The 16,951-nt window shown below is 32.2% G+C and carries 10 protein-coding genes; 3 read left to right on the forward strand and 7 right to left on the reverse strand.

Features of this window, described 5'->3' with window-relative positions:
- Positions 1–216 precede the first annotated feature (216 nt).
- The 3 genes from BFJ87_RS08745 to thrA all read right to left on the reverse strand — a co-directional run bounded on the left by BFJ87_RS08745 (position 217) and on the right by thrA (position 5,735).
- Entirely contained in the window at positions 217–2,202 is a 1,986-nt protein-coding gene (locus BFJ87_RS08745; RefSeq protein WP_077402932.1) for a DUF349 domain-containing protein, read from the reverse strand.
- A gap of 159 nt (positions 2,203–2,361) precedes the next feature.
- Positions 2,362–3,288: a homoserine kinase gene (locus tag BFJ87_RS08750; RefSeq protein ID WP_077402935.1), complete on the reverse strand. Its 927-nt coding sequence runs from the start codon at positions 3,286–3,288 to the stop codon at positions 2,362–2,364.
- Positions 3,289–3,290: 2 nt separating this feature from the next.
- Positions 3,291–5,735, reverse strand: coding sequence for a bifunctional aspartate kinase/homoserine dehydrogenase I (gene thrA / locus BFJ87_RS08755; protein WP_077402938.1), 2,445 nt, complete (start codon positions 5,733–5,735; stop codon positions 3,291–3,293).
- A gap of 268 nt (positions 5,736–6,003) precedes the next feature.
- Between thrA and BFJ87_RS08760 the strand changes: the two genes are divergently transcribed.
- Positions 6,004–7,548, forward strand: a complete 1,545-nt coding sequence (locus tag BFJ87_RS08760; protein ID WP_077402941.1) for a bifunctional ADP-dependent NAD(P)H-hydrate dehydratase/NAD(P)H-hydrate epimerase — start codon at positions 6,004–6,006, stop codon at positions 7,546–7,548.
- Between the two features lie 28 nt (positions 7,549–7,576).
- Here the strand turns inward: BFJ87_RS08760 and BFJ87_RS08765 are convergent, their stop codons facing one another.
- Both BFJ87_RS08765 and BFJ87_RS08770 read right to left on the reverse strand, forming a co-directional pair.
- Positions 7,577–7,999, reverse strand: coding sequence for an STAS/SEC14 domain-containing protein (locus BFJ87_RS08765; RefSeq protein ID WP_077402944.1), 423 nt, complete (start codon positions 7,997–7,999; stop codon positions 7,577–7,579).
- 207 nt (positions 8,000–8,206) lie between these two features.
- Positions 8,207–10,759, reverse strand: a complete 2,553-nt coding sequence (locus BFJ87_RS08770) for an ATP-dependent Clp protease ATP-binding subunit (RefSeq protein WP_077402947.1) — start codon at positions 10,757–10,759, stop codon at positions 8,207–8,209.
- Positions 10,760–11,016: 257 nt separating this feature from the next.
- On the opposite strand from BFJ87_RS08770, the gene gyrA reads away from it, so the two are divergent.
- Together gyrA and BFJ87_RS08780 are read left to right on the forward strand one after the other, a co-directional pair.
- A complete protein-coding gene (gene gyrA, locus BFJ87_RS08775; RefSeq protein WP_077402950.1) occupies positions 11,017–13,575 on the forward strand; it encodes a DNA gyrase subunit A in 2,559 nt (852 codons plus the stop codon).
- Positions 13,576–13,608: 33 nt separating this feature from the next.
- Positions 13,609–14,874, forward strand: a complete 1,266-nt coding sequence (locus BFJ87_RS08780; protein WP_077402953.1) for a tetratricopeptide repeat protein — start codon at positions 13,609–13,611, stop codon at positions 14,872–14,874.
- Between the two features lie 79 nt (positions 14,875–14,953).
- Here BFJ87_RS08780 and BFJ87_RS08785 read toward each other — a convergent pair whose 3' ends face one another.
- Both BFJ87_RS08785 and BFJ87_RS08790 read right to left on the reverse strand, forming a co-directional pair.
- Positions 14,954–15,706: a C40 family peptidase gene (locus tag BFJ87_RS08785; protein WP_077402956.1), complete on the reverse strand. Its 753-nt coding sequence runs from the start codon at positions 15,704–15,706 to the stop codon at positions 14,954–14,956.
- A gap of 23 nt (positions 15,707–15,729) precedes the next feature.
- Positions 15,730–16,905, reverse strand: coding sequence for an acetyl-CoA C-acyltransferase (locus BFJ87_RS08790; RefSeq protein ID WP_077402959.1), 1,176 nt, complete (start codon positions 16,903–16,905; stop codon positions 15,730–15,732).
- Positions 16,906–16,951 lie beyond the last annotated feature (46 nt).

Genomic DNA, 16,951 nt, shown 5'->3' on the forward strand with positions numbered 1-16,951 from the left:
GGTTAATATGGATACTTGCTTTTAGCTTAAAATTAAGCTATTTAAAACTATTTAAAAGCTAATGACTATAAGATACAAAAAAGCCCTAGAAATTATATTCTAGGGCTTTTGGTGTTATAGATGAATTCAAGGATTTGTAAAAATGATAATGTAACTATTGAACAAAAAAAGAGAGCAATTATATTTTGCTCTCTTTAATACATTTTATCTAAATTGTTATTCTTCCTCTCCAGCAGTATCTTCTTCCTCTTTATTAATGCTGTTTTCTAGTATATTTAGCTTTTTTAATTTTGCTTTCCATGTATTTAAGGATTCCTTTTGATTATTTATGTTTTTTAGTACATTTTTAACTAAAGGATTATCTTCAGATGCATTAGAGAAAAATTGTAAGTTGTTTTCTAATTGACGAATTTCATTTTTACTTTCATCAATTTTTCTTTTAATGAATAGTCTTTCTTTGTAAATAGCATTTTCATTATCACTACTAGATAGTTTTTGTATTTTATCACCATACTTTAGTAATTCAGATTCTTGTTTGCTAATATCTAATTTTCTAAAGATTGCATCTAAAATTGTATTAAACTTATTATTGATGTTCTTCTTTTTAAATGGTACGTGCCCGTACTTTTTCCATTCGTTAATAAATTCTTTAATTGTAGCTAAGTCTTTAGATCTATCCCCAGATAACTGAAATTCTTTAAGTTTATCTAGACATGCAGTTTTGTATTCTAAATTCTCAAGTTCTTCTTTGCTTGATTGATTTTTTAAAGCGTGTAATCTATCAAAATAATGGTTACATGCTCCTTTAAACTCATTCCATATTTTATCTGAATACTTTCTAGGAACATGGCCAATAGTTTTCCATTCACCTTGTATGCGCTTCATTTCTTTTGTTGCAGCATCCCAATCTTCACTATCTTTTGTTTTAAGTGCAATATCTAATAATGCTCTTTTTTTGTCTAGATTGTCTTGTTGCTCCTTTTTTAAGTTTTTGTAAAATGCATTTTTAGATTTGTTGAAAGATTTTACAGCATCTTTAAAAGTTGCCCAAGTTTGCTCGTTAAATTTTTGAGGTACTTTTCCAGCCTTAAAGAATTCTTCTCTTAATGCTTCTATTTCTTTTATTTGTTTTTGAAGTTCTTTATGATTGCTAGATGTATTTTTTGCAATTTCTGTTATTTTAGAAATTATTTCATTTTTCTTATCTAGATTAACTTCGTAAACCTTATCTAATTCTTTGTAATAATCTTGTCTTCTCTGGTGTAAGACTTTAGTAGCGTTGCTAAATTCTTCCCAAATTTGTTCTCTATGTTCTTTGCCTACAGGACCTATGTCTTCTTTCCAGATTTTATGCAAAGTTTGTAATTCTCTAAAAGCCTTGTTTAAATCTGGTTCATGAGCCAATGCATTGGCGCGAACTATTAATTTAAGTTTTTCTTCTAAATTGTGTTTAAAGTCTAAATCTCTAAGTTCTCTATTTAGGTGTAAAAAATCATAAAAAATTTCTATATGATGGTGATAAGTTCTCCATACATTGTTATATTCCGTTCTAGGAATTGGGCCGGCATTACGCCAGTTTTCTTGTAAATCTTTAAAGTTTTTATAGGTAGTATTTATATCTTCTTCTACATTAACCAAGCCCTTTAATTCTTCAATTATTTGTAAGCGTTTGTCTAAATTACTTTGTAAGTTCTGCTCTAAGCTTTTATAGTATGCATCTCTTTTTTCTCTGTAATCTGAATACACCTCATTAAATTGTCTTTTAGTTACCGAGTTGTATCTAAAATCAATTTCATTACCTCCATTACTAATAAATTCTTCTTTTTTATGTTCTAGAAACTCTTGAAATTTTAAATCAAATTCATACTTAATGCCATCTACATGTTTTTTTATGGCTTGTACTTTTTCGTTTTTTACTAGACGCTGTAATTCTCCAACTAAATTTTCCATACTCATAGCATGGTAATCAAGTAAGGGAATATCATGTCTTTGAAGATTGTCATTATCCTCTGCATCTTCTGCATTGGTTTCTTCAATCTCATTTAAAATTTCTTTATCATCAGAAATATCAGTTGATATTTTTTCTATCTTATCACTTTCTATTTCAGTAGTTTTCTCTGAAACAGTTTTAGGATCAGTAGTTTCTGAATTTTTATCACCCCCTACATTGTTTTGTAGTTCTTCTTTGTTGTCTTCCAACATAATGTGTGTATTTGGATTTCTTTATAACGGTAATATACTAACAACCAAACAAACGGCAAAACTTAATATGTTTTTTTAGTACTCTCAAAATCAATATATAAACCTAGTTTTACAAATAGTAGCTATTATTTTTTACTGTGTATTACAAATAGTGTTGTTTTATGCTATAATTTTTATTCCTTCTGTATTTATTTTAGATACGTGAATATCATAGGGTATACCTACTTTGTTATATACATTTTGCATAGCTTCTGCTACTTTTTTTGCTGTTCTAAGTCCTTTGCTTAAGGCGTAGATTGAAGGTCCTGAACCTGAAATACCACAACCTAGAGCGCCAGAATTTATTGATGCAGATTTAACATTATCAAAAGCAGGAATAAGTATGGAACGTATGGGTTCTACTATGTGGTCTTCTAGAGATCTGCCTATTAAGTTGTAATCTTCAGTGTAAAGACCTGCTATTAGTCCGCCCACATTACCCCATTGTTTTATTCCGTCTGATAAGGATATGGTTGTTTTTAAAACTTTTCTAGAGTCAGATGTCTTAATTTCTATTTGAGGATGTATAACTGTAGCGTATAATTCTTTTGGAGTATTTATTTTTATTACATCTAAAGGGTTGTAGCTACGTACTAAAGTAAAACCACCAAATATAGCCGGTGCAACGTTATCTGCATGTTGTACTCCGCTTGCAAGTTCTTCCCCTTTCATTGCAAACTGTACAAGTTCTAAATTACTAAAGGGTTCGTCTAATAACTTGTTCATTGCTGTAACAGCACCAGTAGAACTTGCAGCACTACTTCCTATACCGCTGCCAGCTTTAATTTTTTTATATATTTCAATTTCAAAACCTCCGTTATAGTTGGATGCAGACAAGAATGCTAAACCAGCAACACCAGCTACATTTTTATGAGTTTCTAACGGTAATTCTTGACCATCTATTTTTGTGATAATTATTCCTTTTTTGCTTGTTTTTTTAACAACCATTTCATCTCCAACGTTATCTAATGCAACTCCTAAAACATCAAAACCACAAGAAATATTAGCTATTGTAGCCGGACAAAATACCCTAATTTCGTTTTTCATAATTAAAAATTTCCTATTCTTACTATATCTGCAAAAATACCTGAGGCAGTTACGTCTGCGCCAGCTCCAGCACCTTTTATTATCATAGGTTGGTTTGGGTATCTTTCAGTAAAAAATAATACGATATTATCACTTCCTTCAAGATTATAAAAGTCGTGCCCTTTAGGAATATGTTGTAATCCAACGCTAGCTTTACCGTCTTCAAATTGTGCAACATATTTTAATTTAGAATCTTTTTCTGCTGCAGCTTTGTACATATCTTGAAAAGAAGCTTCATGTTTAATTAATGACGCAAAAAAGTCATCATTATTAGTTGTATTTAAACTTTCTAGAGGTAAAAAAGGTTTGTTTTTAATTTCATCAATATCTAATTTATAACCACTTTCTCTAGCTAAAATTAAAATTTTACGAGCAACATCAATCCCACTCAAGTCAATCTTTGGATCTGGCTCTGTATAGCCTTCTTCTTGTGCTTGTTTAACAACATCATGAAATGTTGTTTGGTTGTTAAAATTATTAAAAACAAAGTTTAAACTACCAGACAATACAGCTTGTATTTTTAAAATTTTATCTCCGGATGCTATTAAATGTTTTAAGGTATCTATTATTGGTAAACCAGCACCAACATTGGTTTCAAATAAAAACGGAGCATTATATTTTTGTGCTAAGTACTTTAGTTTGCTATAATTTGTGTATTGAGATGAGCAAGCAATTTTATTACATGTTACCACAGAAATACTATTGCTAAGATAGTCTGCATACGTGTTAGAAACTACATCACTAGCAGTGTTATCTACAAATATGCTATTTCTATAATTTAGACTGTTTACTTTATCAAAAAAGGCTTCTTTATTTGCTTTTTCTCCACTAGAAAGTAAAGTTTCCCAATTTTTAAGAGAAATGCCATCTTCATCAAAAAACATAGTTCTAGAATTAGATATGCCAATTACTCTAACATTAAGTTTTAGGTTTTCTTTTAAGTATTTTTTTTGTTGTTTAATTTGATGTAATAGTTTGGATCCCACATTACCTACACCCATTATAAATAGGTTAAGTTGTTTAGTGTTCTCTTCAAAGAATTTTTCATGGAGGGAGTTTAGTGCTTTTTTAACATCTGTTTTATCTATAACAGCAGATATATTACGCTCTGATGAACCTTGCGCTATAACTCTAATGTTTACATTGTTTTTTCCGAGTGTACTAAACATTTTGCCACTTAAACCTTGATGGTTTTTCATATGATCACCAACTAAGGCAATAATTGCAAGGTTACTTTCTACTAAAACAGGCTTTATTTTTTTTAATGAAATTTCATATTCAAATTCATTATTAATTGCTTCTTCGGCAACCAAAACATCATCAGCATTAATTGCGACACAAATAGAATGTTCTGATGACGCTTGCGTAATTAGTACTATGCTAATTTGCGCTATTGATAATACCTCAAAAAAACGTTTAGATATACCTGGAATACCTACCATACCAGAACCTTCTAATGATATAAGACTTATGTTGTCTATATGGCTTATTCCGCGTACAGTTTTCCCGTTTTTATTTAAGTTTTTGGTAATTGTTGTGCCTTTAGAGTCTGGATCAAAAGTATTTTTTATCGTAATAGTAATTCCTTTGCTTAAGACAGGTTGTATTGTAGGAGGGTATAAAACTTTTGCTCCAAAATGAGATAATTCCATAGCCTCTTGGTAAGATATGTATTCTATAGCCTTAGCTTGTTTTACTAATTTGGGATTTGCTGTGAACATTCCACTAACATCTGTCCAAATTTCTAAATTTTCTGCATCTATAGCAGCAGCTATAATAGCCGCAGTATAGTCAGATCCGCCTCGACCAAGAGTTGTAGAGTCTCCTTTTATAGATGAAGCAATAAAGCCACCAAGAACTGTAATTTTACTCTTGTTTTTAGAGAAAAAGTCTTTAATTAACATATTGGTTTCATTAAAACTATAAATTGCAGCCTTACCATAATTGGTATTTGTTTTAAGTAAATCTCTGCTATCTTTGTAGTTTGCATTTAAACCCTCGGCTATAAAATATTCACTAATTATATATGATGATAATAGCTCACCATAACTCACAATCTTATCAGATAATTTAGGAGTTATTTCTCCAATAAAGAAAGCACCTTCTAATAGTGTTTCTAAAATATTTAATTCGCTTTTAACCTTGCTTAGCACTTTACTTTGGTTAGCAACAGGTATTAATTCTTTAATTGTAGATATGTGTCTTTCTTCAATCTCCAAAAAAGTTTTTTTGTATTCTTTTTTGTGTAAAGACGCTTGTTTAGCGGCATTTAATAGCAAGTCTGTTACTCCTCCAAAAGCTGAAACAACAACTGCTGTTTTATTTTTATTGTTTTTAACTATATTTTTAACTAACCCTATGTTCTTGGCATTGGCAACCGAAGTTCCGCCGAACTTTAATACTTTCATTGTAAAATAATTATAGATTTTTATATGTTGTATTGTTTAAACAATACGTAAACGGACGTGTATTATATAGCAGATTACCCCAAAGGGGTAATTGTTGTGTTTGTTATAACACAAGTAAAAATTGTAGTAAAAAATGTAGTTACGTTGTCCAAAATGTTTGTTTAAGCTTTGCTTATTAACAAGTCAAATGTAGTACTTTTGTGTTTTTAAACAAATGATTTCTAAAACTTTTACCAATTTAATAGTAAAAGCTTAATATTTTTATAGAATGAAGATTTTTACAGGAGAACAGATATACCAAGCTGATAAATTTACAATTGAAAAACAACAAATTACGAGTGATGAGCTTATGGAGCGCGTTGCTGTACAAATATTTAACTGGTTACACTTACGCCTACAAGGTGCACAACCAAAAATACATTTGTTTTGTGGAATTGGAAATAATGGAGGTGATGGGTTAGCTGTTGCCAGACACTTAAAAGAACATGGTTACAATATTGAAGTTTACATTGTAAACTATAACGAAAAAAGAACAGAAGAGTTTTTAATAAACTTAAAGCGCTTAAAGGATAGAAATGTTTGGCCTAATTTTTTATCTACAGAAACTGAACTGCCTGCTATTGGCAGAGAGGATATTATAGTAGATGCTATTTTTGGAATTGGGTTAAACAGGACACCAGATAATTGGGTAGCTAGTTTGATGACGCATATTAATAATTCTGAAGCTTTTATTTTAGCTGTAGATGTACCTTCTGGTTTATTCTTAGATAAGATTGTAGAAAATCCTAAAGCAATAATACACGCCAATCATGTACTTACTTTTCAGTCACCTAAATTAGCTTTCTTTTTACCACAAACTGGTATCTACTGTAACCAATGGGAAATTATTGACATAGGTATAGATCCAGAGTACTTAACGGTTACAGAAACAATTTATACTTTAATAAGTAAAAACGAGGTTTTACAAAGTTACATACCTAGAGAAAAGTTTGCTCATAAAGGAACTTATGGACATTCCTTAATTATAGGTGGAAGCTATGGTAAAGTTGGGGCGGCTATTTTAGCGGCTAAAGGAGCATTAAACTCTGGTAGCGGATTGGTGTCTGCTTTATTGCCTAAATGCGGGTATGTACCAATGCAAAGTTCTATGCCAGAAATTATGGTGCAAACTGGAGCCAATGATGATCTTTTAGCTAATTTTGATTTTGACTTAGAGCCAACTGTTATAGGTGTTGGTCCAGGTTTAGGAAAAGCACCACAAACGGTAGAAGCTTTTGGTAAATTTTTAAGGCAAAATAAAATACCATTGGTAATAGATGCAGATGCATTAAACATTATATCTGAAAATAGAGATTTATTAAAGTTGATTCCGGAAGATAGTGTGCTAACTCCTCATCCTAAGGAATTAGAACGTTTAATAGGTAAATGGGAAAACGATTTTGATAAATTAGAGAAAGCTAAGCTATTTTCAATAGAACTAAAATGTATTTTAGTGATAAAAGGCGCTCATACCATAGTTTTATATCAAGGAAAAGGTTTTATAAATACGTCAGGTAATCCTGGTATGGCAACAGCGGGTAGTGGAGATGTACTTACTGGTGTAATTACCGGTTTAATTGCGCAAGGATATCCAAAAGTAGTGGCTGCAATTTTTGGAGTGTATTTGCACGGGAGTGCAGGTGACCTTGCTGTGGAAGGTTTAGGATATCAATCTTTAACTGCTTCATCTATAGTAAACACTATTGGTGGGGCTTTTATAGAATTGTTTAAAAGACCAGAAGCTCCTCAGCAACAAGAGCAACAAAAAGCATAATTTATAAGTTACTAAAGTGGCACTTAAACTATTCTTTAGTTTTTGTTGCCGCTGCGGTAGCTAGCCTTCTTTTTACCCAGCTAAGAGCATTTGTATATTCAATAAAAAATTTCATAGGCTTTTTATAGAACATTTTTTCAATTTTGAAATTGTGCATATCTATTTCTTTTACAGAAACAATAGCAAATGCTTTAAGGTTTTCTAAGCCTCTAACAAAATTATAAACAGTGGGGTCTATTGCATATGAATTTTTACGCAAACTAATGTACCCAAAATCTTTATCTCTAAAGTGTATTTCGGATATTCCTATAATTTGAAAAGCTTTTTCTAATGTAATAGTAGTTCCTTCATCAAAAGAAGCTACCATATAGTTGTCATATATGTATATTTTGCCAGACTCTAATTGGTATTCTTTAACAATTACAGCCTTTTTGGTTTGCCCCATCTTCATATTCTGTATGTAGTAAAATAGTGTTCAGAAGCTAAATTAATTTTATGTTAAGATAATTAGAAAAAAACTAGATAAAAGGTTAATATATCCTTTAACAGTTGCTAATATGCTTTTCTAGCTTTGATTTTCTTACGTTAATTATAAACTAAATAAAAAAAGGAGTCAATAAAAATTGACTCCTTTGTACTTATTAACTTACGTTTTTTTTTAAGCTTCAGATGCTTTTCCTTCTTTCTTAATTTTTATGGTAAGTTCGTTTTTTTCATCGTTTAAGTCCATAAAAATACTATCTCCTTCCTCTAGCTTAGAGTTCACTATTTCTTCAGCTAAAGCATCTTCAATATACTTTTGAATTGCTCTTTTTAAAGGTCTTGCACCATATTGTTTGTCAAATCCTTTGTCTGCAATATAGTCTTTTGCTTTTTCTGATAATGTTAAGTTATACCCTATATCCTTAATTCTTGCATAAAGTTTGCTTAACTCAATGTCAATAATTTTATGGATATCTGTTCTTTCTAATGGGTTAAATACTATTACGTCATCAATTCTATTTAAAAATTCAGGAGCAAATGCTTTTTTAAGGGCATTTTCTATAACACTTTTTTGGTGTTCATCTGCTTGTGCTTTTTTGGCAGATGTACCAAAACCAACACCTTGGCCAAAGTCTTTTAGCTGGCGTGCTCCAATGTTAGATGTCATTATTATAATAGTATTTCTAAAGTCTATTTTACGACCTAAACTATCAGTTAAAAAGCCGTCATCTAGTACTTGAAGCATCATATTAAATACATCTGGGTGTGCCTTTTCTACCTCGTCTAGTAAAACTACAGAATAAGGTTTTCTACGTACTTTTTCAGTTAATTGTCCGCCTTCTTCATAACCAACATATCCTGGAGGAGCACCAACTAATCTAGAAATGGCAAATTTCTCCATATACTCACTCATATCAATTCGTATAAGTGCGTCCTCAGAATCAAATAACTCTTTTGCTAGTACTTTAGCTAACTGGGTTTTACCAACACCGGTTTGACCTAAAAATATAAACGAACCAATTGGTTTATTAGGATCTTTAAGTCCAGCTCTATTGCGCTGTATAGCTTTAGATACTTTTGCTACAGCATCATCTTGTCCAATTACGTTACCTTTAATTAAACTTGGTAATTCTGCTAATTTGTTAATCTCAGTTTGTGCAATTCTGTTTACAGGAATACCGCTCATCATGGACACAACATCGGCTACATTTTCTTCTGTAACTGTTTCTCTGTGTAATTTACTTTCTTCTTCCCATTTTTCTTGAGCAAGAGCTAAGTCTTTTTCAATTCTTTTTTCATCATCTCTTAGTTTTGCAGCCTCTTCATAACGTTGCTTTTTAACAACCGTATTTTTAAGTTCTCTAACATCTTCTAGTTGTTTTTCTAACTCAAGAATTTGTTTTGGTACATCCATATTAACTATGTGTACTCTAGATCCAGCTTCATCTAATGCATCAATAGCTTTGTCTGGTAAAAAACGGTCTGTCATATAACGGTTCGTTAATTTTACACAAGCTACTAAAGCTTCATCTGTATAATTAACATTATGGTGCTCTTCATACTTGCCTTTAATGTTTTGCAAAATTTCTATTGTTTCGTCTACAGAAGTAGGCTCTACTATTACTTTTTGAAAACGACGTTCTAAAGCACCATCTTTTTCTATGTATTGTCTGTACTCATCTAAAGTAGTAGCGCCAATACATTGAATTTCTCCACGAGCCAATGCAGGTTTAAACATATTAGAAGCGTCTAAGCTTCCTGTAGCACCACCAGCACCAACAATAGTATGTATTTCATCAATAAAAAGAATAATATCATCATTCTTTTCAAGCTCGTTCATTACGGCCTTCATACGCTCTTCAAACTGGCCACGGTATTTGGTGCCAGCAACTAAAGAAGCTAAATCTAAAGTAACAACTCGTTTGTTGTATAAAATTCTAGAAACCTTTTTATTGATAATACGTAATGCCAAACCTTCAGCAATGGCACTTTTACCAACACCTGGTTCACCAATTAAAAGTGGGTTATTTTTTTTACGACGAGATAATATTTGAGATACACGCTCTATTTCCTTTTCTCTACCAACAACAGGATCTAATTTATTTTCCTCTGCCATTTTGGTTAAATCTCTACCAAAATTATCTAATACAGGTGTTTTAGATTTTTTGTTAGATTTTGGTCCAGCAGTAGCGCCACCTCCAAAGTTTTCTTTTTCATCATTATCACCATCGGTGTCGCCAGGGAAAGACTCAGCTCTTGGTGTGTCTATGTAGTCTTCATCTTTGGTAATAATTGTTTTAAACTCACTTTTTACATTATCGTAATCTACTTTTAGTTTATGTAAAAGCTTTGTAGTAGGGTCATTTTCGTTTCTCAAAATACATAGTAATAAATGCGCCGTATTAATAGAAGAGCTTTGGAAAAGCTTAGCTTCTAAAAAAGTTGTTTTTAGTGCGCGTTCTGCTTGCCTTGTTAAGTGCAAGTTTTTTTTATCTTTTTGCAAATTGTCAGAACTAGGATTTGCTGGGCTAAGTATTTCCACCTTGCGTCGCAAATGATCTAAATCTACCTCTAATGCATCTAATATATTAATTGCTTTTCCGTTTCCGTCACGCAATAAGCCAAGCATTAAGTGCTCGGTACCAATAAAATCGTGTCCAAGTCTTAATGCCTCCTCCTTGCTATACGCAATTACATCTTTTACTCTAGGTGAAAAATTGTCATCCATAAATTAATCCTTAATCAATTATAAAAGTAATAAATCTATTTTTATATAAGGCAAATACTGTTCCTATATTCGTTAAAGTTTGAATATTTGTCGAAAAAAACAGCTTTGACTATCATAATTTAAATAATTATTAACTATTTGCCTATTAAAAAGTGTTAATAAATATTGTATTAAAGTAACTTAATATTGCTTTTCTCGTGATGATTTTATGTATATTGGCATCAATTTTTAATCAAATTAGTATATAAGATTTTAATATGGCAGAAGGGGAAAAAATTATTCCAATAAACATAGAAGACGAAATGAAATCTGCCTACATTGATTATTCAATGTCGGTTATAGTATCACGTGCCTTGCCAGATGTAAGAGATGGTTTAAAGCCAGTACATAGGAGGGTTTTGTATGGTATGCATGAGTTGGGTGTTCGTTCCAATAGCGCACATAAGAAATCTGCCCGTATTGTGGGTGAGGTTTTAGGTAAGTATCACCCTCATGGAGATACTTCTGTTTATGATTCTATGGTACGTATGGCTCAAGAATGGAGTTTGCGTTATATGCTTGTAGATGGCCAAGGTAACTTTGGTTCTATAGATGGTGATAGCCCTGCAGCAATGCGTTATACAGAAGCACGTATGCGTAAAATTGCCGATGACATGTTGGCAGATATAGAAAAAGACACTGTAGATCATCAATTAAATTTTGACGATTCTTTAAAAGAACCAACAGTTTTACCTGCAAGAATACCAAACTTATTAGTAAATGGAGCTTCTGGTATTGCAGTAGGTATGGCAACCAATATGCCTCCACACAACTTATCTGAAGTTGTAGATGGTACTGTTGCCTATATAGATAATAAGGACATAGAGATAGACGAATTAATATCTCATATAAAAGCTCCAGATTTTCCAACAGGAGGTATTATATATGGTTATGACGGTGTTAGAGAAGCTTTTAAAACCGGTAGAGGTAGAGTTGTAATGCGTGCAAAAGCTACTTTTGAAGAAGTTCAGGGTAGAGAGTGTATTGTGGTTACAGAAATACCATACCAAGTTAACAAGGCTGATATGATAAAGAAAACAGCCGACCTTATTAACGATAAAAAAATTGAAGGTATATCTACTATTAGAGATGAATCTGATAGAAACGGTATGCGTATTGTATACATTTTAAAGAGAGATGCTATACCAAATATTGTATTAAATACATTATTTAAGTATACAGCATTACAAACATCTTTTAGTGTAAACAATATTGCTCTAGTTAACGGAAGACCACAATTACTTAATGTTAAAGAAATGATTCACTATTTTGTGGAGCATAGACATGAAGTAGTTGTACGTAGAACAAAGTTTGAACTTAAAAAGGCTGAGGACAGAGCTCATATTTTAGAAGGTTTAATTATTGCATCTGATAATATAGATGAAGTAATTGCTATAATAAGAGGTTCTTCTAACGCAGATGAAGCAAGAGAGAACTTAATTAAAAGGTTTGAGCTGTCTGAAATACAAGCTAAAGCAATTGTAGAAATGCGTTTGCGCCAATTAACAGGTCTGGAACAAGACAAGTTAAGAGCAGAGTATGATGAGATTATAAAAACCATTGCAGACTTAAAAGATATTCTTGCTAATGAAGATAGAAGAATGCAAATAATTAAGGATGAGCTTTTAGAAGTTAAAGAGAAATACGGAGACGAAAGAAGATCTGAAATTAATTTTGCAGGGGGTGATTTAAGTATTGAGGATATGATACCAGATGAGCAAGTGGTTATTACCATATCTCATGCAGGTTATATTAAACGAACGCCATTATCAGAATACAAAACACAAAATAGAGGTGGTGTAGGGCAAAAAGCATCATCAACAAGAAACGAAGACTTTTTAGAGCATTTATTTGTTGGTACAAATCACCAATATATGTTGTTCTTTACACAAAAAGGGAAATGTTTTTGGATGCGTGTTTACGAAATACCAGAAGGTAGTAAAACATCTAAAGGTAGAGCAATACAAAATCTAATTAATATAGAGCAAGATGATAAAGTAATGGCATTTATATGTACTCAAGATCTTAAAGATGAAGAGTACGTAAATAGTCACTACGTTATTATGGCTACCAAAAAAGGTACTGTTAAAAAGACATCTTTAGAGCAATACTCAAGACCTCGTTTAAACGGTATTAATGCCATAGGTATAAAAGAAGGAGATGAGTTGTTAGAAGCTAAATTAACAACAGGTACTAGTCAAATATTTTTAGGATTAAAATCTGGTAAAGCCATTAGGTTTGAAGAAAGTAAAACAAGACCAATGGGTAGAAATGCTTCTGGTGTTAGAGGTATTACATTAGCAGATGATAATGATGAAGTTGTAGGTATGGTATCTGTACACAACTTTGATGATGATATTTTAGTAGTTTCTGAAAAAGGATACGGTAAACGTTCTAGCTTAGAAGATTACAGAATTACCAACAGAGGCGGTAAAGGTGTAAAAACCATTAGTGTTACTGATAAAACTGGTGGTTTAGTAGCTATTAAAAATGTTACAGATTCTGATGATTTAATGATTATTAACAAATCTGGTATTGCAATTCGTATGGGCGTAGAAGATTTACGTGTTATGGGTAGAGCAACACAGGGTGTTAGATTAATAAATATAAAAGGAAAAGATTCTATTGCAGCAGTTGCAAAAGTTATGAAAGACGAAGATGCTGTAGATGAAGAAAATCTAGAAGGCGCTAATCCAGAAGGACCACAAAATACAGATAGTGATACTGATAATGGCACGGCTCTTGATAATGATACAACGGAATCAACTGAAGAATAAATTTTTTACACTAATTATTTAATAGAAATTGAAATGAAAACTAAATTTTTAATATTAACAGCAGCAATGTCTTTTTCTGCAATGTCTTTTGCACAAAAGAATGAAGTTAAAGCTGCTGATAAAGCATTAAAATCTGATAATGCTGCAGAGGCTAAAGCTGCTTTAGATAAGGCAGAACCGTTATTAGGATCTGCAGACCCAAAAACAAAGGCACTTTACTATTTAGTAAAAGGAAAAACATATTCTAAACTTGCTAAAGCAGGTGAAGAGGGAGCTTTTAAAAAATCTATAGCTGCTTTTAACGATTTAATTGCTTACGAAGAAGAAGTAGGTAAAAAGAAATATACAGTAGAAGCAAAGCAAGCTATGACTGGTATGACTGGTGATATTGTTAACGCAGCAATTAAAGATAATAATGAAAAAAAGTTTGAAGCTGGTGCAGACAAATTATACCTAGCTTATAACTTGAGCAAAAAAGATACTGTTTACTTATTTTATGCAGCAAACAGTGCTGTAAATGCGCAAAATATGGAAAAAGCTCTTAAATATTATAATGAGCTTAAAGACATAAATTATGACGGTAGTGAAGTTAAGTACTCTGCAGTAAATATTGCAACAGGAGAGAGAGAGGAAATGGCTAAAGCTCAAAGAGATTTAATGGTTAAGTCTAAACAATACAAAGATCCAAAAGAGGAAAAGTCTCCATCAAGAAAAGCTGAGATTGTTAAAAACATTGCGTTAATTTATACTCAATTAGGTGAAGATGAAAAAGCATTAGAGGCTTACAAAGATGCAAGAGCTAACAATCCTGGTGATGTAAACTTAATTTTAAACGAAGCAAACCTACAATATAAATTAGGTAATAAAGATAAGTTTAAAGAGTTAATGGCAGAAGCTACAAGAGTAGACCCAAATAACCCTGATTTATTTTACAATATTGGCGTAATTAATATGGAGCAAGAAAACATTGCAGAGGCAAGATCTGCTTATGAAAAAGCAATAGAGCTTAATCCTGGATATGTTAACGCACAATTAAACTTATCTACAACATATGTAAATGAAGGTAACGGTTTAATTGATGCTATGAATGCATTAGGTAGCTCTAGAGCAGATATTGCTAAGTATGATGAGTTAAAAGCTAAAAAAGACGGTTTGTTTAGAGAAGGAGCACAAATTTTAGAAGATGCTTTAAAACAAACTCCAGGTAACCAAGCCTTGTTATCACAGTTAAAAAACATTTACGGTGCATTAGGTGATACAGAAAACTTTATGCGTCTTAAAAAATTATTAGGAGAGTAATTTTCTAGTAAACTTAAACAAAGTAAAAAGCCTTCAGAAATGAAGGCTTTTTTATGCATTAAAGTAAACTAACTTTAGTTTAAATTATCTTTTTTATAACACGTAATTGATGCGTATATTTTTTTAGTTCGGCATTAAAAATTCCTGTGTGGTCTATGCGGTCTATACGTACTTTGCCGTGACAATGAATAATGTAGTTGTCTTGCATAATAATACCTACGTGGTCTATTACACCTTCTTTATTGTCAAAAAAGGCTAAATCTCCAGGTTCACTTTCTTCAATAAAACTAAGTGGTTCTCCTTGTGTAGACTGTTCTTGCGCTGTACGTAGCAATTTATAGCCATTTATCTTATAAACCATTTGTGTTAAACCAGCGCTGTCTGTACCAAAAGGCGTTTTTCCTCCAGATAAATAAGGACTATTTAAATACAATAATGCGGTATTTACAAGTTTACTTTTACTTTGTATGCCTTGTATATAATTACCTTCAAAAGAATGGTTTAATATAGGTATACCATTTAAAACAGAACCTACAATAACAGGCATTAAATCGTTTTCTGAGGCAGAAATAAATGCTACCAAATCCGAGCTTAATGCTATGTCTGTGGTAGCATCTAAGGCATCATAATCATCTTCATCAATAAAATAGAACTGATTATTACTTACCCAGGCCTCTACACCGTCAAAAGCAATTCTTATTCTGCTCCAAAATTTACGGTGTTCAAGAACCTTAAAATGGTCGCCATACAAAAGTTGAGCAACCATTTCTGAGTTTTCTTCAGGTGTAAATCGTACTGGAACTATACTAAGATTACAAATACCGTATTGCATACAAATTGTTCTATTCCGCTATATTACGCTTTTTCTAAAACAATTGCAGAGGCACCACCACCACCATTACAAATAGCAGCAGCTCCAATTTTTCCGTTATTTTGTTCTAATACACTTAGTAAAGTAATAACAATTCTTGCTCCAGAGCAGCCTAGTGGATGTCCTAAAGACACAGCACCACCATTAACATTTACGTTGGAGTCATTTAAACCTAATATTTTCATGTTGGCTAGACCAACAACAGAAAATGCTTCGTTAAATTCAAAATAATCTACGTCATCTATTGCTATACCTGCTTTATCTAATGCTTTTGGTAAAGCTTTTGCTGGTGCAGTTGTAAACCATTCTGGTTCATGTGCCGCATCTGCATAGCTTTTAATTTTGGCTAAAGGAGTTAAGTTTAACTCTTTTGCTTTATCTGCACTCATAAGTACTAGAGCAGCAGCACCATCATTAATAGTAGATGCATTTGCAGCAGTTACAGTTCCCTCTTTTGTAAAAGCAGGTCTTAATGCAGGTATTTTTTCTAGTTTCACATTTTTAAATTCTTCGTCTTCAGAAACTAGAACTGGCTCGCCTCTTCTTTGTGGTACTTCTACTGGTACAACTTCATTGGCAAACTTACCTTGTTCCCAAGCAGCAGCAGATCTTTTGTAAGACTGTATAGCAAAATTATCTTGGTCTTCTCTACTAAATTTATATTCTGTAGCACATGCATCTGCGCAAACGCCCATTGCATTTTGGTCGTAAGCATCTACTAAACCATCTTTTTGTAACCCATCTACTAATGATGTTGGTCCAAATTTTTGTCCGTTTCTTAAATGTACGTAGTGTGGTACCATACTCATATTTTCCATACCACCAGCAACAACAATATCATTATCACCTAAAGCAATAGACTGTGCAGCTTGCATTATAGTTTTCATTCCAGAAGCACATACTTTGTTTACTGTTGTGCAAGGAACAGTATTTGGAATACCAGCGTATATAGCCGCTTGCCTTGCAGGAGCTTGTCCAACACCAGCTTGTACTACATTACCCATTAAAACTTCTTGAACCTGAGATGGCTCTAGTTTAATTTTATCTAACGCGCCTTTTATAGCAATTGCACCTAATTTTGGAGCTGCAACACTAGATAATGATCCTAAAAAACTCCCAATTGGAGTTCTTGCCATAGAAACTATAACAACATCTTTCATAAATTCTAAATTTTAGTGTTGCAAAATTAATAAATTAATGCACATA

It is taken from the genome of Cellulophaga omnivescoria (assembly GCF_001999725.1).
In the GTDB taxonomy this organism is placed as follows: domain Bacteria; phylum Bacteroidota; class Bacteroidia; order Flavobacteriales; family Flavobacteriaceae; genus Cellulophaga; species Cellulophaga omnivescoria.